This window comes from Streptomyces sp. NPDC060232 (assembly GCF_042726555.1).
Classification (GTDB): Bacteria; Actinomycetota; Actinomycetes; order Streptomycetales; family Streptomycetaceae; genus Streptomyces.
This window is the reverse complement of record NZ_JBHXAG010000014.1, coordinates 178,118-200,229: the sequence shown is the minus strand read 5'-3', so window position 1 is coordinate 200,229 and position 22,112 is coordinate 178,118. Positions and strand designations below refer to the sequence as shown.

Genomic DNA, 22,112 nt, shown 5'->3' with positions numbered 1-22,112 from the left:
GCCCTGGCCGCCACCACTCGGCGGCCAGCCGGTCCCGTACGTGTGCGCCCTCGCCCTCGGAGAGTGAGTCGAGCTGGTCCTTCACGTGGTGCAGCTGGTTCTGGCGGCGTTCGCCCCGGCCCACCGAGTCGATGGCCTCCGTGAGCCGGGCGACCTCGTGGGGCGCCAGCTCCGCGTCCTGTGCGTGCCGTTCGTCCTGACGGAGCAGGACGGCGAGGCCCGCGGCGAGCCGGAAGTAGGTGAGCGGGGCGTCGAGGCGGCGGGCGACGGTACGGATCACCGTGGCGTCGATGGTGACGAGGTCGGTGTCGGTGCCCGGCGGCCTCATCGTGGCGAGCGCCGCGGCGAGCGAGTCGGCGAGGTCCTCGGGCGCGTACTCGTCACCCAGATCCGTCCGCAACACCGCACCCGGGAACGGCACGTGCTCGACGGGGACGCCGCGGAGCCCGGCGAGCTGCGCCAGCTCGACGGCCACGGCCTGCTCGGTCATGTCGACGACGAGCAGCGCCTGACCGCCGGCGAGCGCCGGCCCGCCGAAGGTGGCGAGCAGACCGGCCCAGCCGTCACCGGTCCCGCCGACGACATCGATCCGGGCCGGCCGGGAGCCGAGCACCAACGGGAACCAGGTATCGGCCGCCGCCCGCCGCCGCATCTCCGCCTGCCAGTGCTCGTGCAGCAGCCGCTGCCAGTCGGCCACCCGGTGCTGGTGTGCGGCCCAGTGCCGTTGCCGTTCCTCGACCGCCCGCTGACGCGCCCGGTCGTACCGGCGCGCGGGATTCGTCGCCACCGACACGGCGACGAACACGACGGCCAGGACGGCCGCACCGATCAGGCCAACCGTCAGCAACCCGCAGAAGAGGATCAGGAGCACCACCCCGACGCTCTGCGGCCCGGTCAACCGCAGCGCACGCCGGTTGTCCAGCTCGGCCAGCTCCGGAAAGTACGGCTCGACCCACACCGGCGGCCTCCCGGCGGCGGGATGCGCAACGGGCCCCGGCGGCACGACGAACTCCCACCCCCACCGCTCCCCTCCCCCGAAGACCCTGTCCGCCACCTCACCACTTCCGTGGCGCCCCCCTGCGGTCACACCTACTCCTCCTCTGCCTTTTCCGGCTCGCCAACCCTGTGGATGAATATCGGTGTGGTCAGCTGAATTTCATCGTTGTCCGGGTCCTCGGCTCGGCTCAGAAGCTCCATGGCTCTGTGATTTCCCTGCCCTATGACGCCCGGCCTGTCGGTGTGCGTCGATATGTACTGGCCATCGCGAGGGGCGAAGACGGAGTTGACCAGGTCCTCGTCCGATCGGCGTTTGGCGTTGGCATCCTTGTACCCGATGGAGGGGTTGCCGAGCTTCAGCTCACGCAGGTTGCCGACCACTGCGTTCGCCGCAGGACGTTCTCCGTCCAGACTTCGGTGCAAGGCACGGTTGCTCTTCCACGGCTCCATCGGCCTGCCCGCCAATCGGCGCCCGATATAGGTATCGTTGGCCCAGTTTCTCGCAGCTCCGACCGCCTGGCGCATTCGTTCTTGGATGCTCAGAGGTGACGGCCCGGCATCTCCCTTCGGCGGCGTCTCTGCGCGGTCACGGGTTTCGCCGTCCGGTCGGCTGTCTGTTCGCTCCTGCTTCTCCTCCTCGCTGCTGCTATCGGAAGCGCCGCCTTCGGATTCCTGAAGCTGGGCATCGGATTCCGGCTCGTCCGTCGCCTCGTTGGACTCGTCGTCCGTGGATTCTTCGGCAGGCTGGTCGACACCTTCGGCGGGACCGTCTTCCGACCGCTCCGTCGTGTCCTCGACCGTATTACCGGGCTTCGGACTGTCCGGATCAGGCACCGTGTCCGGTTCCGCTGCCGAGTCCCCAGCGGATCGGCGCTCCATGTCGTCCTGCTCAAAGGGCTTCGCTTCTCCGCCGGTCACGCCCGCCGGCTCGGGGTGGGCAACCTTTGCGACTTCGGATTCCGGACCCCCCTGGGCCCAGCCCACGACCTCGCCCTGTTCTGGGTGCTGAGCTGTCTCCGGCCCCTGGGACAGGTCTGCCGGGTCGACCGGATCGCCCTCCTGAGTCGGGTTCGGGTCCGACTTCAGACTCGGATTCGGATGGTCCACTGGGGTCGGTGCGTCCGCAGCCACCGCTGGAGCCTCCGGGTCTGCGGAATTCGAGGGCTTGCGCTCACTCCGCTGCTCTTCGATCACCACCGAGACCGCGCGGTCGTCAGAGCCCGCTCTGTTCGACGGGTCCGGGGGAGGCAGGTCCGGCGGGACCGTGGGGGGCACCGGGCCCCTTGGTGGTTCGTTGCCGCCCGGAGGCGCCTGTCCGGCCGGCAGCGGTTCCGCCGCGGGCTGGTCCACCGTTGTCTCCTGCTTGCCGACGTCGCCGTCCGCCAGGTCTTCGGTGGGGGTGTCGGGCCGTTCCTCTGCGGTGTGTCCGAGCTTCGGGAGGTCCCCGTCGCTCATCTCGTCGCGCCCCTGGTCGCCGGTGCTCCGCGCGCCGGCGTCCCCGTGGCCGTCGTTCGGCACGTCGCCGTCACCGGCTGCCCGCGCGTCGACCGGAGGCGCCGGGGGCGGAGGCGACGGTGGCGCGTCGGAGATGTTGCCGACCTCACTCATGAACGCCGCCTCCCCCTCCGCCGGGCGCATGCCCACGCCGCCTGGACCGCACGTCCCCACCGTTCATGGCGACGACGAGCGTGCCCGAGCCTGCGGCGACGGCGCACCCCCGCAGGGTGTGGAGCAGACGGAAGAAGACGAAGCGGTCGGTGAGGTCCTTGCGCCGGTGGACGCGGTCCTCGGTGGTGACGACGGTCAGGCTGCCGGGCTTCCACCAGGCAGACGCGGGGGTGTCGGGGGCGTCGGCTGCTTCCGCCTTCGCCAGCAGTTCCGTCTGGGCCCGTACGTAGCGCAGCTCGTTCTGGACGCGTTCGCCCTGGCCGACGAGGTCGATGGCCCGGGTGATCGACTCGATCTCGGAGGGGCTGAGCAGGCCCGGCGACGACGGGTCGGCGTCGTAGACGCGCAGCAGGACGCGCAGTCCGGCGGCGAGGCGGGCCAGGGTCACCGGCCCTTCGAGCAGGTCGGTGACGGTCTGGACCACGTCGGCGTCGATGGTGTGGAGGTCGAGGTCCCCGCCGGGTGGGCGCATGCTCGCGAGGGCTTCGGCGAGCGTCTCCGCCAGTTCCTCGGAGGTGAACTCCTCGCGCAGGTCCATGCCGAGCAGGGCGCCGGGCATGGGTACGTGGGTGACGGTCACTCCGCGGCGGGCGGCGAGGCCGGCCAGTTCCAGGGCGACGGCCTGCTGGGTGAGGTCCAGGACGACGACCGGGCGCCGCTGCCGAGGATCGGTCCGCCGAGGGTGGCGAGGAGGCTCGCCCAGCCGTTGCCGGTGCCGCCGAAGACGTCGATCCGGCTGGGGCCGGAGTCGAGGGAGATCGGGTACCAGGTGTCCAGCGTCCCGTTGTGGCGCAGGTGTTCGGCGCGGTGGGTGTCGAGCCGGTCCTGCCAGACCCGCCTGCGTGCGTGGTAGTCGGTCTGGGCGCGTTCGCGTGCGGATTGCAGACGGCGCTGGGCGGCCCGCAGTCCGGCCTTGGGGGAGGTCGCGATGATCAGGGTGAGGATGAGGATCACGACGACGGCCGCGGCACCGACACCGCCGGCCGCGAACGCCGCGCCACCCACGAGCAGGGTCAGGCATCCGAAGCCCGAGGTGTTGCGGCCGCCCATGGCCCGCTCCTGCGCGGCGCGGACCTCGGCGTCGGAGGGTTCGGTGTAGACGGGCGGGTTCTGGGCGTCTCGGTGCGCGGGGGGCTCGGGGGGCTGGACGAACTCCCAGCCCCAGCGTTCGTCGCCGCTGAAGACGCGCAGGGCCAGTTCGGCGCCGGCCCGCTCTTCGGGGTCCTGGGGCTGCCCCGGCTTGCCGAGAGCGCCCTGGGCGTCCTGGCCGGGGGGGGCCGCTCGGGTCGGCGTCCCGGCCTTCGAGCTCGGTTGTGTTTTCGGCAGCGCTCATCACGACCCCCCGTTCAATGTCGGAGCATCGTGCCCGCCTTGGTGGCACCTGTCAGCCCGAGCGCCTGGCTAGAAGCCGCGTTGGCCAGAACTGTACGCAAAAGCGAGTTGACGCTTCATCACGTGATCGATTCGCCAGGCGGGCCGGTCTCGCGGGCCAGGTGCGCGATGTGGTCGGGGCCGATGCGGCAGCAGCCGCCGAGGAGGCGGGCTCCGGTGCGGCGCCAGGCGGTGGTGGGCCAGGGGGGCATGGCCGCGGGGGCCCGCCAGGTGCCGGTGGCCGCCTCCCAGACGGAGCCGTCGTTGGGGTAGGCCAGCAGGGGTTTGGCGGTGGCGGCGGCCGCCGCCCGGAGGGCCGGGAGGACCTCGGCGGGGTCGCAGCAGTTGACGCCGAGCGCGATGACCTGCGGGGCCTGCGCGGCGAGCGCGAAGGCTTCGGGCAGCGGGTGTCCCGACCGGGTGCGGCCCCCGGCCACGGTGTAGCTCAGCCAGGCCGGGGCGCCCGTCTCCGCGAGGACGGTGAGCACGGCCTCGGCCTCGTCGGGGTCGGGGAGGGTTTCCACGGCCAGGACGTCGGGGCCCGCGGCGAGCAGGGCCTCGATGCGGGGGCGGTGGAAGGCGGCGAGTTCGCGCACGCTCAGTCCGTACCGGCCGCGGTACTCGGAGCCGTCCGCGAGCACCGCTCCGTACGGGCCGACCGAGGCGGCCACCCACACGTCGTGGTCGGCGGCCTCGGCCGCCCTGGCGGCGAGCGCGACGCTGCGGTGCAGCAGGGCGGTGGTCGCGTCGCGGTCGCGGCCGCGGGCGGCGAAGGCGTCGTAGCCGACCTGGTAGCTGGCGGTGATCAGCACCTCGGCGCCGGCCCGCGCGTACGCCGTGTGGGCGGCCTCGATCTGGACCGGACGCTCGTCGAGGACGCGGGCGGTCCACAGGCCCCCGGTGAGGTCGCAGCCCTGGGCGGCGAGCTGGTTGCTGAGTCCGCCGTCCAGGACGACGGTCCGGTGGGCCAGGGCTTCGGCGAGCGGGCCGGTCGCGCGCGGCATCGGTGTTCCCGGGCCCTAGCTCAGCTGCGAGAGCACCTGGGCGGAGATGAGCTCCAGGTGGTCGAGGTCGTCGAGGTCGAGGAGCTGGAGGTAGACGCGGGAGCAGCCGATGGCGCTGTAGGCGCCGATCTTCTCCACGACCTCGGCCGGGGAGCCGGCCAGTCCGTTGGCCTTGAGCTCGTCGACGTCCCGGCCGATGGCGGCGGCCCGGCGCGCCACCTCGGCGTCGTCCTTGCCCACGCACACCACGAGGGCGTTGGAGTAGACGAGGTCGTCGGGCCTCCGGCCGGCCTGTTCGGCCGCTTCCCGGACCCGGTCGAACTGCCGTGCGCTGTCCGCGATCGAGGCGAAGGGCATGTTGAACTCGTCCGCGTACCGCGCGGCGAGCCGCGGGGTGCGCTTGGCGCCGTGGCCGCCGACGAGGACGGGGATCCGGGCCTGGAGGGGCTTGGGCAGCGCGGGCGATTTCTCGACTCGGTAGTGGTCCCCCGCGTAGTCGAAGGTGGCGCCGGGCGCGGTGGCCCACAGGCCGGTGACGATGGCCAGCTGCTCCTCCAGCCGGGACATCCGGTCCGGCGGGAAGGGGATCCCGTAGGCCTTGTGCTCCTCCTCGAACCAGCCCGCGCCCAGGCCCATTTCGATACGGCCGCCGGACATCTGGTCGACCTGCGCCACCTGGATGGCGAGGACGCCGGGCAGCCGGAAGGTGCCGGCCGTCATCAGGGTGCCGAGGCGGATCCGCCTGGTCTCGCGGGCCAGGCCCGCGAGGGTGATCCAGGCGTCGGTCGGGCCGGGCAGACCGTCGGCGGTGCCCATCCGCACATAGTGGTCGGAGCGGAAGAACGCATCGAAGCCCAGGTCCTCGGTGGCCTTGGCGACGGTCAGGAGGGTGTCGTATGTCGCACCCTGCTGGGGCTCGGTGAAAATGCGAAGATCCATGGCCCCATCCTGCCCGTCCCGCCCCGCCGGGGTGAATCTTCGTCAACCTGACGTGTCGGGGCCCGGGGCCGCCAGTGACCAGCCCGGACGGGGATCGTTTGCCCGGTCGGAGCCGGACCGCCCGGCCCGCGTGCCGGCGGCTTTCTCGCCGGTGCGTCCACCGCCCCCTTCCCGCGGAAGGGCCAGGGCCGAGGAGGCCGCCATGTCCCACGAGGCCGTGCCGGAGACCCCCCGACAGACCGGCTGGACCGGACAGGCAGCACACGAGGCACCGCCGGAGTCCACCGCGCCCGCCCGGAACGACGGCGCGCCGAAGGGCCTGCTGCAGCAGATGGAGGAGCTGATGGCGGCGCCGAACGCCGATCTTTCGCAGCTCGACGCCGATCTCCAGTCCTCCCCACCCGCGGACCGCACCGCCGAGGGCGAGCGCCCGTCCCAGCGGTCCTCCTGACCGCGCGGGTCCCGTCGCGCACGGCGGGACCCGGCCCGTGCCATCTGCCGCGCCGCCCGCAGGACCCGTGCCACCCGTACCAGGCCGTGCGCGGCTCAGGCCACGCCCGAGGCGGACCCCCGCTCACGGACCACCATGCGGCGCAGGATCGCCCGTACCCGGTCGCTCGACTCGTCAGCCGCGTCGATCGACTCTATGCACTGCCAGTACAGGGCCTCGTCGTCCGTGGCGCAGGCCACCCCGACCAGGGCTATCCCCACCTCGCCCAGCAGTGTCTGGAGTCCGAGCAGCGCCTGTCGGACGTCCGACACACCGCCCAGCTGTGCGGCCCGCGGCGGATACTCGGGCGCGCTGCCCTCGCCGCGCAGGGCCGCCCGGTCCAGGATCCCGCATCCTCTGCCTCCCGCTTCCCCCAGTCCCTGTGCCTCCGATCTCAGCTCCGGCGGTCCGGTGACCGCCAGCCAGCTCCCGATTCCCTGCGCGAGTGCCTGGGCCTGCCAGGCCTCGCCCACTATGTCCCACGCAGCCCCGCTCTGTGCCAGCGCGTGCCGGCCGGCCGCGATGAGCCGTACCGCATCCATATGCCGTCCCCCGTCCGCACGACATCCCACCGTCCTCACCACTACCCAGAGTGAGGGCAACGGGCCGGTAAAGCCAGGGGTATTCGGGAAATGTGGACAGAAACGTGATTGTGGAAGAGTCCATCACTCCGAAGAGTGACGATTCGGTGTCGGATCACCCGTTACGGGGAAGCGGAGTTCATTCCTCTCGATCTTCGCGGCGAGCGCATCCAGCACATCCACCCCGAGAACCTCACAGAACTGCAGCAGATACGCGAGTACGTCGGCCACCTCATCGGCCACGCGGTGGGCGGACTCCGGCTTCTCCATGACCTTCGCCGACTGTTCCGGTGTCAGCCACTGGAAGATCTCGACCAGTTCGGCCGCCTCCACGCTCAGCGCCACCGCCAGGTTCTTGGGCGTGTGGTACGGCTCCCAGCCGCGCGCCGCCGCGAACGCCGCGAGCCTGCGCTGCAGCAGGTCCAGCCGTTCCTCGGGCCGCCGCTCGGGCGGCCGGGGCTCCTGCGTCTCCGTCTCGTTCATGCCGACAGGTCTACCACCGACACGCCCGGCAGGCGGCGGGCGGCGGCCGCGGTCCCCTCCCCCACGGCCGCCACCAGCCTGACGTGCCCGCGGCCGCAGGACAGCAGCGCCAGCCGCAGCAGTTCGGCGCCCTGGCTCGCGTCCAGACCGCGGTCGAAGCCGTCGGCGAGCACGGTCAGCGCCTGCCGTGCGGAGAGCAGTTCGGCGGCGGGGTCCATGTCCAGCACTCCCGGCCCGGTGAGCAGGACCAGCGCGAGCGCGAGGAAGCGGAGCTCGCCGGAGCCGAGTCGGGCCAGTTCCGTGGGTGGGCGACCGGGTCCGCGGTCCAGGACCGCGGTGACGGCGCCGTCCTGCGGAGCGCGTACGTCCAGCCCGCTCACGGGCCCCGCGCAGCCGGTCCGGGCGGCCTCGGCCAGCAGCGCGTGGCGGGTCCCGCACTCGTGGCGGGTCCGGCGCAGTACGTCCGCCAGGTTGGCGCAGTCGCCCAGCAGCCGGCCCTCACCCCGAGGCACGGGCGCGCGCATCCGGTCCGGGCGTGGGTCGCAGGCGAACACCGAGCGCAGGGCCACGACCACCTGCTCGGCGGCGGCCAGCACCTGCCGCTGGCCGGCCGTGGACCCTGCGACCCGCAGCGGGAGCAGCGCGGTGCCGAGCCGGTCTTCGGGCAGCGGGGCCCGGGTGACGCCGACCGCGCCACCGGTCAGCCAGGCGGCCTGTACCGAGCGCCGGCCGGGGTCGCGCAGGGCGGTGGCGAACAGGATCCGCCCGTCCTGCGAGAGCCGTTCGCCGACGATCCGCAGCGAGGGCTCGGCCTGGACGGCGAGGTCGAGCCGGACCGGTCCGACGGGGCCGTCGACCGTGCAGCCGAGGCGGAAGCCGCGTCGCCGCTGCGCGTCGGGGAGCGCCCGGTCGGGGATGCGGGCGCCCGCGTCGGGGAAGGCCTCGTCGAGGGTGGCGCCGGCGCCCAGCCCGGCCAAGGCCTCATAGGCGGCCAGGGCCTGGGACTTGCCGCTGCCGCTCGGCCCGGCGAAGAGGGTGACGGGCCCGAGCGGGAAGGCCGCGGACCGGTGCCGCCCGAAGGCGGACAGCCTCAACTCGGTGATCACGGGCCGCGCGTGCCGTGGCGCGGGCTGGGCAGGACGAACGGCGCCACGTGGGGTCGCCTGCGCGGGCACGACAGGGTCGCCGGCCGTCCCGGCCGGGGCCAGGGCCGGGGCCTGAGCCAGGGCCGGGGCCGGGGCCGCAGGAGGGGCGGGCCGCGTCGCCGCGGAGGCGTCGGAGGCCCCGGCAGCCGCGGAAGCCCCGGCAGCCTCGGAGGCCGCGGAATCCCCGGCAGCCCAGGCAGCCCCGGACACGATCGATGCCCCGGGAGGGACGGCCGGGGTCGGGCCCGGCGGGTCCACCGCCGCGGGCTCGTCGGCCGGTCCGGTCTCGGGGGAATCCATACGGGTGCGGGTGGCGTCGCCTAACGCGACGGCGGTGGCGTCCATGCGCCGGACGGTACGGGCCGCCGGGCCCCCCGCGGCCCCGGCGAACCGTTCCTTCGTACGGACCTTCCTACGATCGGGGGACGGCCGCGGCCGCGATCCCCTCGACCTCGGTCCCCACGGGCGCCAGCAGGAAGACATTCCGGTCCACCCGGTGCATCCCGCTGCCCAGCCCGAAGACCACCCCGCTGCTGAAGTCGAGGATCCGCTTGGCCACTTCGCTGTCGGCTCCGGTGAGGTCCAGCAGTACCGGGATCTGCGCGATCAGGTACTCGGCCACCTCCCTGGCGTCCGCGAAGATCTGGACTCTGATCACCACGAAGCGCCGCTGCTCCGCCGCCGTCGCCCCGGGCGACTTGGGAATCGTGCGGTGGTCCACCCGGGAGGGCCATTCGTTGCGACTGCGCAGGGGTACCACCTGCGCGAGCCCCTCCCACTGTTCGTCGGTGACGTCGTACCTGCTCACCGGGCCGCCTCGGCCGCGCGCTTCATGTGCATCCCCCCATCCTCTCGTGTTTCACCCGTTCAGCCCAACAACGACACGAACCGGGCCGGGTACTCTCAGAGACCAGAATGAGTTAGGTTAGGCATACCTAACCTACACGGACGATGGAGAGATCCGCATGCGCCTGTTCGGTGACCCCGCAGCATCGGCCGCCCTGCCCACCGCCGCCGAGCGGATCCGGTCGGTCCTGGCCGCCGCCCACTCCATGACGGTGATCACCGACGGCCTGCGCAGCGAGGTCCGCCACCTCGACGGCGGCGACCCCATGGGCCGACTGCACCTGCACCCCGCCGAGCCCGGCGGCCGCGCCGAGCACCGGCCCGCGATCCGGCTGGAGTTCACCGACGTCGCGCCCACTCCCGTACGGGACCGGGTGCGCGCCCGCGTCACCGTCCTGGGGCGGCTGCTCACCCCCTACTCCGACCTGTCCGTCGCGTCCGGCGCCGACTCCACCTGCATGGAGTTCGACCGGGCCGAGCTGGAGACCGCGCAGGGCGTCGCCCACGTAGGCCTGGAGGAGCTCGACGCGGCCCGGCCCGACGCGCTCGCACCCTACGAGGCGGGCATGCTCACCCACCTCCTCGACGACCACCACGACCTCGTCACACTGCTGCTGCGCCTGGTCCACCCGCAACCCGCGGCCGGGGTGGTACGCGCCCTGCCGCTCGCCATGGACCGCTACGGGATCACCCTGCGGCTGGAGGAGCGGCGCGGCCACCGCGACGTACGGCTGGCCTTCCCCTCGCCCCTCGACGACGTCGAGCAGTCGGGCGCGCAGATCCAGGCGCTGTTCGCGGCGGCGCGCAGGCGCTCGCACCGCAACACGCTGCCGGCCTGAGCGGTCCGCACACAGCCCGCGGGCAGGGCCGGTACCGAACGGCCCCTGCGGAATAGCCGGTGCGGGAGCGGCGTTGGGCGTGATCATGAAGGCCATTACCTACAGCACATACGGAACTCCCGCTTCCCTGAACCTCGTTGACGCCCCGCAGCCCAAGGTGGGTCCGGGCGAGGTGCTCGTCCGCGTGAAGGCCGCCGGGGTCAACCCGGTGGACTGGAAGCTCGCCGCCGGCTACCTCGACCCGATCCTCGAAGTCCGCCACCCGGTCATACCCGGCTGGGACGTGTCCGGTGTCGTCGAGGCGGTCGGCCAGGACACCTTCGACTACGCCGTGGGCGACGAGGTCTACGGCTACGTCCGCAAGGAGTGGGTGGAGCTCGGCACCTACGCCGAACTGGTCTCCGCCCCCGTGCGCACCCTCGCCCGCAAGCCGCGCGAGCTGACCTTCGAGCAGGCGGCCGGCCTCCCGCTGGCCGGCCTCACCGCATACCAGTCGCTGACCCGCGTCGGCGTCGAGGCCGGCGAGACCGTCCTCATCCACTCCGCGGCCGGCGGCACGGGCTCCTTCGGCGTGCAGATCGCGGTCGCCCTCGGCCTGCGGGTCATCGGCACGGCCGGCGCGCACAACCACGACTACCTGCGCTCGCTCGGCGCGGAGCCCGTGCTGTACGGGGAGGGGCTGGCGGACCGGGTCCGCGAACTCGCGCCCGACGGCGTGGACGCGGCCTTGGACTTCTACGGCGACGGCGTCGTCGGGACGCTGCAGTCGCTGGTGAAGCGGCGCGACCGGGTGGTGTCCATCGCCGACCAGGAGGCCGCCGCCAAGGGCGCCCACCAGCTGTGGGTGCGCCCGGACACCGCAGACCTGGCGTTCCTCGCGCAGCTGGCGGACGCGGGCAGGCTCACGGTGAACGTGGAACACGCCCTGCCGCTCGCCGATGCGGCCAAGGCCTGGGAACTGAGCGCGGCGGGCCGCACCCGCGGCAAGATCGTCCTGACGGTCTGACGCCACGGGCCGCGGGCCGCGGCCTCCGGGTCGTACGCGAGCGGGCGGGCGACGGCGACGCGTCGGCGCATGCCGCCGGAGAGCTGGTGCGGGTGCCGGTCCCCGAGGCCGACGGCCGACGAGGTCCAGGAACTCGCCGGTCCTCAGGTCCCCCGACGCGGCGGCCGCCGGGGACCCGCGCGCCGACCTGCTGCCGCGCGCGCGGTCGGCGCGGTGGGCCGTGCGTGAGCCGTGCGGTGTCCCTTCTGTCGGATGTCTGCAATCCGGCGGCCGTGGTCGTGACCGGGCCGGCGAGCGTCCTGGACCAGGGGACACCCGCGGGAGCGCCAGGGCGCCGGGCCGGCGCTCCCGCACCTCCGCGACGGCCCCGACCGGACCGTGGTCCCGCGCGCCGGTCCGGTCGGGCTCCCGGAGGCCGCCGCAACCGTGCTGCTCAGCCGGGTGGTCCGGGACCCGCCCGGTACGCTCCGAGAGGGGGAGATCACACCCGCCGGTATGGTGCCACCTGAGCGCGCTCCCCTACATTCGAGCCATGACGGTCCTGCCTGACGACGGGCTCTCCCTGGCCGCCGAGTTCCCTGACGCGACGCATGAGCAGTGGCAGCGCCTTGTAGAAGGCGTACTGCGCAAGTCGGGCAAGGAAGCATCCGGCGAGGCCGCAGAAGATGCACTGTCCACCCCACTCGAGGACGGGCTCACCACCCGCCCGCTGTACACCGCGCCGCCCGACGGGACGGTGCCCGACACCGGTTTTCCCGGCTTCGCCCCCTTCGTCCGCGGAGGCAGGCCGGAAGGCACCACCGCGAACGGCTGGGACGTGCGCCAGCGCCTCGCGGGCACCGATCCGCAGCGCCTGAACGAGGCGGCCCTCGCCGACCTGGAGAACGGGGCCACCTCCCTCTGGCTCACCGTGGGCCGCGGCGGCATCCCGGCCGACGGTCTCGCCCGCGCCCTGGACGGCGTCTACCTGGACCTCGCCCCGATCGCCCTGGACGCCGGCGCCGACTACGCCGAGGCCGCCCGCGCCCTGCTGGACCTGTACGCCGGGCGTTCGGTGGCTCCGGAGGCCGTGCGGGCCTCCCTGGGCGCCGACCCGCTGGGCCACGAGGCCCGCACCGGCGAAGCGCTGGACCCGGCCGCCGCCGTGGAGCTGGCCCGGGAGGCCGCCACCGGCCTGCCGGGGGTGCGCGCCCTGACCGTGGACGCCCTGCCGTACCACGAGGCCGGCGGCAGCGCCGCCGAGGAGCTGGGGCTGTCGCTGGCCGCCGGCGTCGCCTACCTGCGCGCCCTCTCCGCAGGTGGGCTGGGCGTCGAAGCCGCGCTCGGGCAGCTGGAGTTCCGCTACGCCGCCACGGCGGACCAGTTCCTCACCATCGCCAAGTTCCGCGCGGCGCGCCGGCTGTGGGCGCGGATCGCCGAGGCCTCGGGGGCCCTGGAGGCCGGTGCCCAGCTCCAGCACGCCGTGACCTCGCCGGTGATGATGACCCGCCGCGACCCGTGGGTGAACATGCTGCGCACCACCGTGGCCTGCATGGCCGCGGGCGTCGGCGGCGCCGACTCGGTCACCGTGCTCCCCTTCGACAGCGAGCTGGGCCTGCCGGACGCCTTCGCGCGCCGCATCGCCCGCAACACCTCCACCATCCTGCTGGAGGAGTCACACCTGGCCCGGGTGATCGACCCGGCCGGCGGCTCGTACTACGTCGAGCGCCTCACCGACGAACTCGCCCACGCCGCCTGGGAGTTCTTCCAGACCCTGGAGAAGGCCGGCGGCCTGGCCGCCGCCCTGCGCTCCGGGCTGGTCGCCGAACGCCTCGCCGCCACCTGGGCGGAGCGTTCCAAGAAGCTGGCCAAGCGCCGCGAACCGATCACCGGTGTCAGCGAGTTCCCGCTGCTGTCGGAGAAGCCGGTCGTGCGCGAGGCCGCGCCCGCCGCCCCCTCCGGCGGACTGCCGCGCGTACGGCGCGACGAGGCGTACGAGGCCCTGCGTTCCCGCAGCGACGCGCACCTGGCGGCGACCGGCGCCCGGCCGAGGATCTTCCTCGCCGCGCTGGGCCCGGCGGCCGCGCACACCGCGCGCGCCACCTTCGCCTCGAACCTGTTCCAGGCGGGCGGTGTCGAGCCCGTGCACGACCCGGTGTCGGTGGACCCGGCGACGGCGGCCGAGGCGTACGCCGCGAGCGGCGCCGACGGCATGGCCGTGCTCTGCTCCAGCGACGCGCTGTACGAGGAGCAGGCCGCGGCGGTGGCCGCGGCGGTGCGCGCCGCGGGCGCCACGACCGTCTTCCTCGCCGGCCGGCCGGGCACCGCAGAGGCTTCCGTGGACGAGTACGTCTTCGCCGGCTGTGACGCCGTCGCCGTGCTGTCCTCCGTACTCGACCGGATGGGAGTGCCCGCGTGAGCATCCCCGATTTCTCCGAGCTGGCGCTCGACCCGACCGCGGTCTGCAAGGTGACCGAGGAGCAGTGGCGCTCCTCGGTGAAGGAGTCCGCCGGCACCGCGGCAGCCGACCTGCTGTGGGAGACGCCCGAGGGCATCGGCGTCAAGCCGCTCTACACCGGGCGGGACGTGGAGGGCCTGGACTTCCTGCGGACGTACCCGGGTGTGGCCCCGTACCTGCGCGGCCCGTACCCGACGATGTACGTGAACCAGCCCTGGACGATCCGGCAGTACGCCGGCTTCTCCACGGCCGAGGAGTCGAACGCCTTCTACCGGCGCAACCTGGCGTCCGGCCAGAAGGGCCTGTCGGTGGCCTTCGACCTGCCGACGCACCGCGGCTACGACAGCGACCACCCGCGCGTCACCGGCGATGTCGGCATGGCGGGCGTGGCGATCGACTCGATCTACGACATGCGGCAGCTGTTCGACGGGATCCCGCTGGACAGGATGTCGGTGTCGATGACGATGAACGGCGCGGTGCTGCCGGTCCTCGCGCTGTACATCGTGGCGGCGGAGGAGCAGGGCGTCTCCCCCGACAAGCTCGCCGGGACCATCCAGAACGACATCCTCAAGGAGTTCATGGTCCGCAACACCTACATCTATCCGCCGGGGCCCTCGATGCGGATCATCTCCGACATCTTCGCGTTCACCTCGCAGAAGATGCCGCGGTACAACTCGATCTCCATCTCCGGCTACCACATCCAGGAGGCCGGGGCCACGGCCGACCTGGAGCTGGCGTACACCCTCGCGGACGGCGTGGAGTACCTGCGGGCCGGGCAGGCCGTCGGACTGGACGTGGACGCGTTCGCGCCGCGCCTGTCGTTCTTCTGGGCGATCGGCATGAACTTCTTCATGGAGGTCGCGAAGCTGCGCGCGGCCCGCCTGCTGTGGGCGCGCCTGGTCAAGCAGTTCGACCCGAAGAACGCCAAGTCGCTGTCGCTGCGCACGCATTCGCAGACCTCCGGCTGGTCGCTGACCGCTCAGGACGTCTTCAACAACGTGACGCGCACCTGCATCGAGGCGATGGCGGCGACGCAGGGGCACACCCAGTCGCTGCACACCAACGCCCTCGACGAGGCGCTCGCGCTGCCGACGGACTTCTCGGCGCGCATCGCCCGCAACACCCAGCTGCTGCTCCAGCAGGAGTCGGGGACCTGCCGGTCGATCGACCCGTGGGGCGGCAGCTCGTACGTCGAGAAGCTGACCTACGACCTGGCGCGGCGGGCCTGGCAGCACATCGAGGAGGTCGAGGCGGCCGGCGGCATGGCGCAGGCCATCGACGCGGGCATCCCGAAGCTGCGCGTGGAGGAGGCCGCGGCGCGTACCCAGGCGCGGATCGACTCGGGCCGGCAGCCGGTGATCGGCGTCAACAAGTACCGTGTGGACAGCGACGAGGCGATCGACGTCCTCAAGGTCGACAACTCCTCGGTGCGCGCCCAGCAGATCGCCAAGCTGCGGCGGCTGCGCGAGGAGCGCGACGAGGCGGTCACGCAGGACACCCTGCGGGCGCTGACGAACGCCGCCGAGCGCGGCGACGGCAATCTGCTGGCCCTGGCGGTGGACGCGGCGCGCGCCAAGGCGACCGTGGGTGAGATCTCGGACGCACTGGAGAAGGTGTACGGACGGCACGCGAGCCAGATCCGTACGATCGCGGGCGTGTACCGCAGCGAAGCAGGCGAGTCCCCGTCGGTGGAGCGCACCCGTGCGCTGGTGGACCGGTTCGAGGAGGCGGAGGGACGCCGTCCGCGCATCCTGGTGGCCAAGATGGGCCAGGACGGGCACGACCGCGGCCAGAAGGTGATCGCGACCGCGTTCGCCGACCTGGGCTTCGACGTGGACGTCGGCCCGCTGTTCCAGACCCCGGCGGAGGTGGCCCGCCAGGCCGTCGAGGCGGACGTCCACGTGGTGGGCGTCTCGTCGCTGGCGGCCGGCCACCTGACCCTCGTACCGGCGCTGCGCGAGCAGCTGGCGGAGGAGGGCCGCGAGGACATCATGATCGTCGTGGGTGGGGTGATCCCGCCCGCCGATGTCCCGACGCTGCTGGAGATGGGCGCGACGGCGGTGTTCCCGCCCGGAACGGTCATCCCGGACGCGGCCCACGACCTGGTGACGCGGCTGGCCGCGGACCTGGGCCACGAGCTGTAGGCGGGCGCCGGTGCCGAAGATCGACATCGAGGCCTACGCGAAGGGGGTGCTCGACGGGAAGCGCGCGTTCATCGCGCGCGCGATCACTCTCGTCGAGTCCACCCTGCCTGCTCACCGGGCGCTGGCGCAGGGCCTGTTGACGGAGCTGCTGCCGCACTCGGGCCGGGCGCGCCGGATCGGCATCAGCGGGGTGCCGGGGGTGGGCAAGTCCACCTTCATCGACGCGTTCGGCACGATGCTGACGGGGCTCGGCCACCGGGTGGCGGTGCTCGCGGTGGACCCGTCGTCGACGCGTACGGGCGGCTCCATCCTGGGTGACAAGACCCGGATGGAGCGGCTGTCGGTGGACCCGGCGGCGTTCGTGCGGCCGTCGCCGTCGGCGGGCACGCTGGGCGGGGTCGCCAAGGCCACCCGCGAGTCGATGATCGTGATGGAGGCGGCGGGCTACGACGTGGTCCTCGTCGAGACGGTCGGCGTGGGCCAGTCGGAGACCACGGTGGCGGGGATGGTCGACTCCTTCCTCCTGCTGTCCCTGGCCCGTACGGGCGACCAGTTGCAGGGCATCAAGAAGGGTGTCCTGGAGCTGGCCGACGTCCTGGCGGTGAACAAGGCGGACGGCCCGCACGAGCGCGACGCGAAGGCCGCGGCCCGTGAACTGTCGGGCGCGCTGAGGCTGATGCACCCGGTGGACGCGGCGTGGACGCCGCCGGTGCTGACGTGCAGTGCGCGGGAGTCGACGGGGCTGGACGAGGTGTGGAACCGCCTGGAGCAGCACCGCACCCTGCTGGAGGCGGGGGGCCGGCTGGCGGCGAAGCGGGCGGCCCAGCAGGTGGAGTGGACCTGGTCGATGGTCCGCGACGAACTGCTGGAGCGCCTGCGGGCGGACCCGGCGGTACGCGACCTCGCGCCGGAGCTGGAGGCCGCGGTCCGGGCGGGCTCGGTCACCCCGACGTCGGCGGCGGACCGCATCCTGGCGGCCTTCGGGAACCCGGGGAACTGACGGCGTGCGACCGGGAGGTACCCGCGGGTCGCGGGTGCCGCCCGGTCGCCGTGGCGGTTAGGTCCTGTCTGGAGTTCCCCCGCGGCGTTGCGGCGTCCGGCACCGCCGCTTCCGGCGTTGTCGTCAGTCGCCGACGCTCCGCGTCGACTCCCTCCTCCGCCTTGGATCCGACGGCACCGGACGCCGCTCCTTCTCCCGCGCCGGAACTCCAGACAGGACCTAGGCCCCGACCAGTACCGGGGCGGCCGGGGTCAGGGACTCGCGGAGGATGCGGGCCTGTTCGGCGGTGTCGTCGGTGGCGAGGAGCGCGGCCAGGACCGCGATGCGGGCCTGGCCGGCGCGCAGGGTGCCCGTCGGGACGGCGCCGGCCGCGACCAGGTCGACGGCGCCGCCGTGGGTGTAGATCTCGGTGACCGGTCCGGCCATGACACGGGTGGTCAGGGCGACCAGCACCCCGCGCGCGACGGCGGCGCGGACCGCTTCGACGATCTCCGGGGTGGCGTTGCCCGCGCCGGTTCCGATGAGGACGATGCCGCGGGCGCCGGCCTCGACGGCGGCGTTCAGGAGTACCGGGTCGGCGTCGGCGTGGTGCATCACGACGTCGACGCGCGGCGGGAGTTCGGGCATCGCGGGCAGCGGGAGCGCGGCCGGGCGGGCGGGGGTGCGCAGGATGGTGGCCTTGCCGAAGCCGACCTTCCCGAGCAGGTCCATGGAGGGGTCCGCGAACGCGTCCAGGTCCACGGCCTGCGTCTTCACGGTGCCGCGTGCGGCGTGCACGCGGCCGGCGAAGGCGATCAGGACGCCGAGGTCGCGGGTGGTGGCGGCGGTGAGCAGCGCGTCGTACAGGTTGCCGGGGCCGTCGCCGTCGGCGGTGCCCATGGGGCGCTGCGAGCCGGTGAAGACCACGGGGCGCGGGTCGTGGTGGTGGAGGTCGACGAGGAACGCCGACTCCTCCAGGGTGTCGGTTCCGTGGGTGACGACGATGCCGTCGACGCCGGGGTCGGCGAGCACCTCGTGCACGGTGCGCAGGAGGGTGAGCTGATGGGCCGTGGTGAGGCGGGGGCTGTTCACGCTGAACAGGTCGACGACGTCGACGGTCATGCCCTCGGGCAGCGGCGCCGTGGCGATGACCTCGCTCCCGTCGGCGTCCGCGGCGAAGCCGGAACCCTGCCAGCGGCTGGCTATCGTGCCGCCGGTGCTGATGACGACGATCCGTCCCATGCTGCGTGGCCGCCCTTCTCACTCGCGCTCACTCGTACATTTGACTCAAAGCAGCAATGGTAGAGCGATCTGTGCGCAATATGGTTGCGTCTTCCGCCGGGGTGTCCGAGACGTCGTGGGCGATAATTGCGCCATGGATGCCATTGACCGCGATATCTTGCGCGAGCTCCAGGCCGACGGGCGGCTGAGCAACCAGGAGCTCGCCCAGCGCGTGGGGCTGACCCCCTCCCCGTGCATGCGCCGCGTGCGCCAGCTGGAGCAGGACGGGGTGATCCAGGGCTACCGGGCGGTGATCGACCCCGAGGCGGTCGAGCGGGGCTTCGAGGTGCTCGTCTCGGTCGAGGTGCGCCGTGACCGCGAGGCGGTCGAGGCCTTCGAGGCCGCCCTGCAGGACATCCCCGACGTGATCGAGGCCTATCGCCTCTTCGGCAGTCCCGGCTGCCTGCTGCGGATCGCGGTCGCGGACCTGCGCGCGTACGAGCGGCTGTGGATCGAGAAGCTGACCGCCCTCACCGGCATCACCGAGGTCAACTCGCAGATCATCATGAAGCGCATCAAGGAGCCGACGGGCCTGCCGGTGGACCGCTGACCGGGCGGCGAGCAGCCCCGTATCCGCCCGTCCACCACGGTCGTCCCGTCGGGACCTTTCGGTCTTCAGGGCCACAACTCCAGTACCGCGTCCAGGGTGAGCTTCCACATGGGCTCGGCGCCGGTGCCGAACGCCGCGGCGAGCGCGTACCCGACGGCCGCGTCGTAGGCCTCCGGCCGCCCGTCCTGCCACTGCGCGGTCACCCGCCCGTCGCCGGTCGACACGAAGACCGCCAGAGCCACACCGCCCCGCGACAGCCGGCTTCCGTCGAGCGAGACGGGAACGAACCGGTGCTCGCCGACGCCGACCCGGTAGGACCGGCGCGTCAGGAAGCCCTTGGCGGGCCTCAACTCCACCCCTGTTCCGGCGATTTCCATCACCAGCCGTTCGGGGTCCCGCGTCCCGATCGGCACATGGCTCTCCGCCGCCGCATCGCCGACCCGCCGCACCTCGACCCTGGGCACCCCGTCGCCGTCCACGACGAGTGTCCCCGCCCCGTGGTCGAGTTCGACGGTGACCGTCCCGAACAGCGGGTCCTCGGCGGGCGGGTACGCGTACGCTTCCATCAACCGTTCCTAGCTTTGTCCGTACGTGGGAGATCCCCCCATTGTCGGCGGTTGAACGGATGCCGGCCGCCGGTCGGCGTCGGGCGACCGCTGCCGCCGCCGTCGGACGGCCGTACCGGACCGGACCTCCGGTACGGCCCCGGCGGTCAGTCAGTGATGGGGATCGAGCCGTTCACGGGGACGGGGGCCGCTCCCGTGTCGCCCGCCATCTCGCCCGCCTTCTCGCCCGTCATCTCGCCCGTCTTCCCGGCCCGGTCCACGGCCAGGCCGCGGAGCATCGCGCCGAGGTCGATCCCGGTGGCGGAGCCCAGTAGCTCCATGCCCTGGGCCACGTTGTCGGTGACCGTGCGGGAGAGCTTGGAAGCGCCGTCGGTGGAGATGACGGTCATCCGGTCGATGGCACCCAGTGGCTCGGCCGCCTTGGCGACGACCTGGGGCAGGGCCTCCACCATCATCTGGATCACGGCCGCGTCCCCGTACTTCTCGAAGGCGTCGGCCCGCTTGTGCATGGCGTCGGCCTCCGCCGCGCCCTTGGCGGCGATGGCCGCGGCCTCGGCGTCGCCTTCCAGGCGAACGGCCTCGGCGATGGCGGCGCGGCGTGCCCGCTCGGCCTCGCCGCGCTTGGCGCCCTCGATGGCCTCCGCCTCCGCCAGCGCCTGGCGGCGCTGCTTCTCGCCCTCACCGGTCAGGCGCGCCCGCTCGGCCTCCGCCTCGGCGGCGGCGATGGCGGCCAGGCGCTCGCCCTCCGCCTGCTTGACCCGGGCGATGCGCTGGGCCTCCGCCTGCTGCTCGGCCTCGTACCGCCTGGCGTCGGCGGGCTTGCGTACCTGCGTGTCGAGCTGCCGGTCCGTCAGCGCGGCCTGGCGTTCGGCCACCTTCTCCTGCTCTGTGAGGATCTGCTGCTGCCGGTCGGCGTCGGCGAGCGGACCGGCCGCGCTCGCCCGGGCGGCGGCCGCGTCGGTCTCGGCCTTGATCTCCGCCTGGCGCAGGTAGAGCGTGCGCTGCGCGAGCGCGATCTCCTCCTCCGCCTTGAGCCGTGCCTGCTCCGCGGCCCGCCGGGCGTTGGCCTCCGCGATGTCGGCCTCCTGCCGGGCGCGGGCGGCCTCGGGGCGGCCCAGGTCCTCCAGGTACGAGCCCTCGGTGGTGATGTCCTGGATCTGGAAGGCGTCCAGGACCAGGCCCTGCCCGGAGAGGCTGGCCTCCGCCTCCTCCGCGACCTGCCCGGCGAAGGCGGCCCGGTCGCGGATGACGTCCTCCACCGACATCCGGCCGACGATCGCCCGCAGCGCGCCGGAGAGCACCTCCTGGGTGAAGCCGACGATCCCGTCCTGCTGCTGCAGGAAGCGCTGGGCGGCGGCCCTGATGGCGTCCTCGGTCCCGCCGACCTTGACGATGGCCACGCCTTCGAGGTTGGCCTTGATGCCGCGCAGGGTGACCGCGCCCCGCACCGCGACGGGGATGTGCCGGCTGGACAGGTCCAGGCTGTAGCGCTGCTGGACGAACGGGACGACGAACACGCCGCCGCCGACCACGACCTTCTGGCCGCTGTTGTCGGTGAAGACCTGCCCGGTGGCCGGGTCGGTGGACTCCTTCCCGCGGCGGCCCGTGATGATGAACGCCTCGCTGGGGCCGGCCACCTTGTACCGGGTGACGACGACGAGGGCCAGCAGGACCAGGAGTACGACGACCCCGATGGCTGCGGCGGCAACTGGACTCATGATGGTTCCCCTCTGCCTCCCCGAGGGGGCAGATCGGTGATGGAAACGAAGCGGAAGAATCGGTTCGTCAGCGCTCGATGGCGCGGACTGCGACCGAGGTGTCCGACGGGGTCGCCGTCACCCAGATCTCGGCCCCGCGCTCCAGCGGGGCATCGGCGGTCGCGGCGTACTTCACCGGCTGCCCCGCCAGCGACAGCAGCACCTCGCCGTAGCCGCCGTGCGGTATGGCGGTCACCACGCGTCCGGCGACGCCGACCAGGTCCGCCCGCTGCGGGGCGCGTCCGCTGCCGTCACGGAGCAGGGCCCGGCTCAGGCGGTACGTCGCCCAGCCCGCTGCCGCTCCGGCCACGGTCCCGGCGGCGGCCGCCGCTCCCGGCCCGAGTCCCGTGGACCCGAGCACGATCGCCCCCGTGAAACCGAGCATCGAGACGAAGCCCGCGACCACCGGAAGCGACAGCCACCCGTCGAACAGTCCGTCCAGGGCGCCGTCGAAAACCCCCTCCAGCACCCCGTCGAACACCAGCGCGGCGGCCAGCACCACGATCCCCCCGATGCCGAGCCCCAGAAACCAGCCCATCGGACACCTCCCCCGTCTGGCCGCCGCTTTCCGCCGGACACCGACAGACTGCCCGCGAAGCGCCCTGGCGCACATTGCCTGCCGTCGGCAATCTTTACGCCTCTTTGACGCACACTGCTTGTACAGCTTGTTCCGGCCGACGCGGGCGGTACCCCCGTCAGCCACCGGCGCGCGGGCGCCGCACGGCCGGACACCGACAGGAGGACCCGGTGGAAGCGACACTGCTCCTCGCCGCCATCGTGCTGGCGGCCCTGGTGATCCGGGCGGCGGTCGAGGAGCTGCGGGAACCCGGCCGGGGCCGGGCCCGGTGGGCGTTCCTCAAGGACCGGCGAGCCCTGGCGGCCGGCGCGGTCGTCATGCTCGCGCTCGGCACCCTGGGCTGGCTGCTCGCCGGCGGCCAGGGCCTGGTCTGGGCATGCCTGGCCGCCCTCCTGGCGGCGTACGCCACGAACTCGCACGGGCGCGACAGGTAGCGGGGGGGACGCCGCCGCC

22 protein-coding genes are annotated in these 22,112 nt (G+C 73.2%); 9 read left to right on the top strand and 13 right to left on the bottom strand.

Features of this window, described 5'->3' with window-relative positions:
* Nucleotides 1-85 precede the first annotated feature (85 nt).
* Nucleotides 86-1,153, top strand: coding sequence for a hypothetical protein (locus ACFWFZ_RS21720; RefSeq protein WP_387124435.1), 1,068 nt, complete (start codon nt 86-88; stop codon nt 1,151-1,153).
* Here the strand turns inward: ACFWFZ_RS21720 and ACFWFZ_RS21715 are convergent.
* From ACFWFZ_RS21715 to ACFWFZ_RS21695, 5 genes are all read right to left on the bottom strand, one after another.
* On the bottom strand, nt 1,090-2,604 hold the full coding sequence (locus tag ACFWFZ_RS21715) for a hypothetical protein (RefSeq protein ID WP_387124434.1): 1,515 nt from the start codon (nt 2,602-2,604) through the stop codon (nt 1,090-1,092). The two genes, ACFWFZ_RS21720 and ACFWFZ_RS21715, sit on opposite strands and share 64 nt — an antisense overlap.
* Nucleotides 2,597-3,223, bottom strand: coding sequence for a hypothetical protein (locus ACFWFZ_RS21710; protein WP_387124433.1), 627 nt, complete (start codon nt 3,221-3,223; stop codon nt 2,597-2,599). The genes ACFWFZ_RS21715 and ACFWFZ_RS21710 overlap by 8 nt, the downstream gene beginning before the upstream one ends.
* 17 nt (nt 3,224-3,240) lie before the next feature.
* Nucleotides 3,241-3,714, bottom strand: coding sequence for a hypothetical protein (locus ACFWFZ_RS21705; RefSeq protein ID WP_387124432.1), 474 nt, complete (start codon nt 3,712-3,714; stop codon nt 3,241-3,243).
* Between the two features lie 401 nt (nt 3,715-4,115).
* Complete coding sequence (gene mmuM, locus ACFWFZ_RS21700) at nt 4,116-5,039, bottom strand: homocysteine S-methyltransferase (protein WP_387124431.1); 924 nt, start codon at nt 5,037-5,039, stop codon at nt 4,116-4,118.
* 15 nt (nt 5,040-5,054) lie between these two features.
* Entirely contained in the window at nt 5,055-5,978 is a 924-nt protein-coding gene (locus tag ACFWFZ_RS21695) for an LLM class F420-dependent oxidoreductase (RefSeq protein ID WP_387124430.1), read from the bottom strand.
* A 202-nt stretch (nt 5,979-6,180) separates the two neighbouring features.
* Between ACFWFZ_RS21695 and ACFWFZ_RS21690 the strand changes: the two genes are divergently transcribed.
* Nucleotides 6,181-6,429: a hypothetical protein gene (locus ACFWFZ_RS21690; protein WP_387124429.1), complete on the top strand. Its 249-nt coding sequence runs from the start codon at nt 6,181-6,183 to the stop codon at nt 6,427-6,429.
* A gap of 95 nt (nt 6,430-6,524) precedes the next feature.
* On the opposite strand, the gene ACFWFZ_RS21685 is transcribed toward ACFWFZ_RS21690, so the two are convergent.
* The 4 genes from ACFWFZ_RS21685 to ACFWFZ_RS21670 form a co-directional block, all read right to left on the bottom strand.
* The gene (locus ACFWFZ_RS21685; protein WP_387124428.1) at nt 6,525-7,010 is read right to left on the bottom strand and encodes a DUF6099 family protein; all 486 of its coding nucleotides are present in this window, start codon (nt 7,008-7,010) and stop codon (nt 6,525-6,527) included.
* Between the two features lie 123 nt (nt 7,011-7,133).
* A complete protein-coding gene (locus ACFWFZ_RS21680; RefSeq protein WP_387124427.1) occupies nt 7,134-7,532 on the bottom strand; it encodes a nucleotide pyrophosphohydrolase in 399 nt (132 codons plus the stop codon).
* The gene (locus ACFWFZ_RS21675) at nt 7,529-9,022 is read right to left on the bottom strand and encodes an AAA family ATPase (RefSeq protein ID WP_387124426.1); all 1,494 of its coding nucleotides are present in this window, start codon (nt 9,020-9,022) and stop codon (nt 7,529-7,531) included. The genes ACFWFZ_RS21680 and ACFWFZ_RS21675 overlap by 4 nt, the downstream gene beginning before the upstream one ends.
* Before the next feature lie 67 nt (nt 9,023-9,089).
* The gene (locus tag ACFWFZ_RS21670; protein WP_030651331.1) at nt 9,090-9,485 is read right to left on the bottom strand and encodes a cell division protein SepF; all 396 of its coding nucleotides are present in this window, start codon (nt 9,483-9,485) and stop codon (nt 9,090-9,092) included.
* Between the two features lie 157 nt (nt 9,486-9,642).
* Here ACFWFZ_RS21670 and ACFWFZ_RS21665 point away from each other — a divergent pair, with 157 nt between their 5' ends.
* The 5 genes from ACFWFZ_RS21665 to meaB all read left to right on the top strand — a co-directional run bounded on the left by ACFWFZ_RS21665 (nt 9,643) and on the right by meaB (nt 16,949).
* Nucleotides 9,643-10,362, top strand: a complete 720-nt coding sequence (locus tag ACFWFZ_RS21665; protein ID WP_387124425.1) for a DUF2470 domain-containing protein — start codon at nt 9,643-9,645, stop codon at nt 10,360-10,362.
* A gap of 85 nt (nt 10,363-10,447) precedes the next feature.
* Complete coding sequence (locus ACFWFZ_RS21660) at nt 10,448-11,368, top strand: NADP-dependent oxidoreductase (RefSeq protein ID WP_387124424.1); 921 nt, start codon at nt 10,448-10,450, stop codon at nt 11,366-11,368.
* 532 nt (nt 11,369-11,900) lie between these two features.
* Nucleotides 11,901-13,766 (top strand): methylmalonyl-CoA mutase family protein, encoded by a 1,866-nt coding sequence (locus ACFWFZ_RS21655; protein ID WP_387124422.1) that lies wholly within the window; start codon nt 11,901-11,903, stop codon nt 13,764-13,766.
* Nucleotides 13,763-15,949, top strand: a complete 2,187-nt coding sequence (gene scpA / locus ACFWFZ_RS21650; RefSeq protein ID WP_387124421.1) for a methylmalonyl-CoA mutase — start codon at nt 13,763-13,765, stop codon at nt 15,947-15,949. Before ACFWFZ_RS21655 ends, scpA begins: the two co-directional genes overlap by 4 nt.
* A 10-nt stretch (nt 15,950-15,959) precedes the next feature.
* Complete coding sequence (gene meaB / locus ACFWFZ_RS21645; protein WP_387124420.1) at nt 15,960-16,949, top strand: methylmalonyl Co-A mutase-associated GTPase MeaB; 990 nt, start codon at nt 15,960-15,962, stop codon at nt 16,947-16,949.
* Nucleotides 16,950-17,168: 219 nt separating this feature from the next.
* On the opposite strand, the gene ACFWFZ_RS21640 is transcribed toward meaB, so the two are convergent.
* On the bottom strand, nt 17,169-18,170 hold the full coding sequence (locus ACFWFZ_RS21640; RefSeq protein WP_387124419.1) for an asparaginase: 1,002 nt from the start codon (nt 18,168-18,170) through the stop codon (nt 17,169-17,171).
* Nucleotides 18,171-18,303: 133 nt separating this feature from the next.
* Here ACFWFZ_RS21640 and ACFWFZ_RS21635 point away from each other — a divergent pair, with 133 nt between their 5' ends.
* Nucleotides 18,304-18,759: an Lrp/AsnC family transcriptional regulator gene (locus tag ACFWFZ_RS21635; RefSeq protein WP_030028234.1), complete on the top strand. Its 456-nt coding sequence runs from the start codon at nt 18,304-18,306 to the stop codon at nt 18,757-18,759.
* A 65-nt stretch (nt 18,760-18,824) separates the two neighbouring features.
* On the opposite strand, the gene ACFWFZ_RS21630 is transcribed toward ACFWFZ_RS21635, so the two are convergent.
* The 3 genes from ACFWFZ_RS21630 to ACFWFZ_RS21620 form a co-directional block, all read right to left on the bottom strand.
* Entirely contained in the window at nt 18,825-19,325 is a 501-nt protein-coding gene (locus ACFWFZ_RS21630; RefSeq protein ID WP_387124418.1) for a hypothetical protein, read from the bottom strand.
* Nucleotides 19,326-19,471: 146 nt separating this feature from the next.
* On the bottom strand, nt 19,472-21,043 hold the full coding sequence (locus ACFWFZ_RS21625) for an SPFH domain-containing protein (protein WP_387124417.1): 1,572 nt from the start codon (nt 21,041-21,043) through the stop codon (nt 19,472-19,474).
* A gap of 67 nt (nt 21,044-21,110) precedes the next feature.
* On the bottom strand, nt 21,111-21,620 hold the full coding sequence (locus ACFWFZ_RS21620) for a hypothetical protein (RefSeq protein WP_387124416.1): 510 nt from the start codon (nt 21,618-21,620) through the stop codon (nt 21,111-21,113).
* A gap of 209 nt (nt 21,621-21,829) precedes the next feature.
* On the opposite strand from ACFWFZ_RS21620, the gene ACFWFZ_RS21615 reads away from it, so the two are divergent.
* Nucleotides 21,830-22,093 (top strand): hypothetical protein, encoded by a 264-nt coding sequence (locus ACFWFZ_RS21615; protein ID WP_387124415.1) that lies wholly within the window; start codon nt 21,830-21,832, stop codon nt 22,091-22,093.
* Nucleotides 22,094-22,112: the final 19 nt, after the last annotated feature.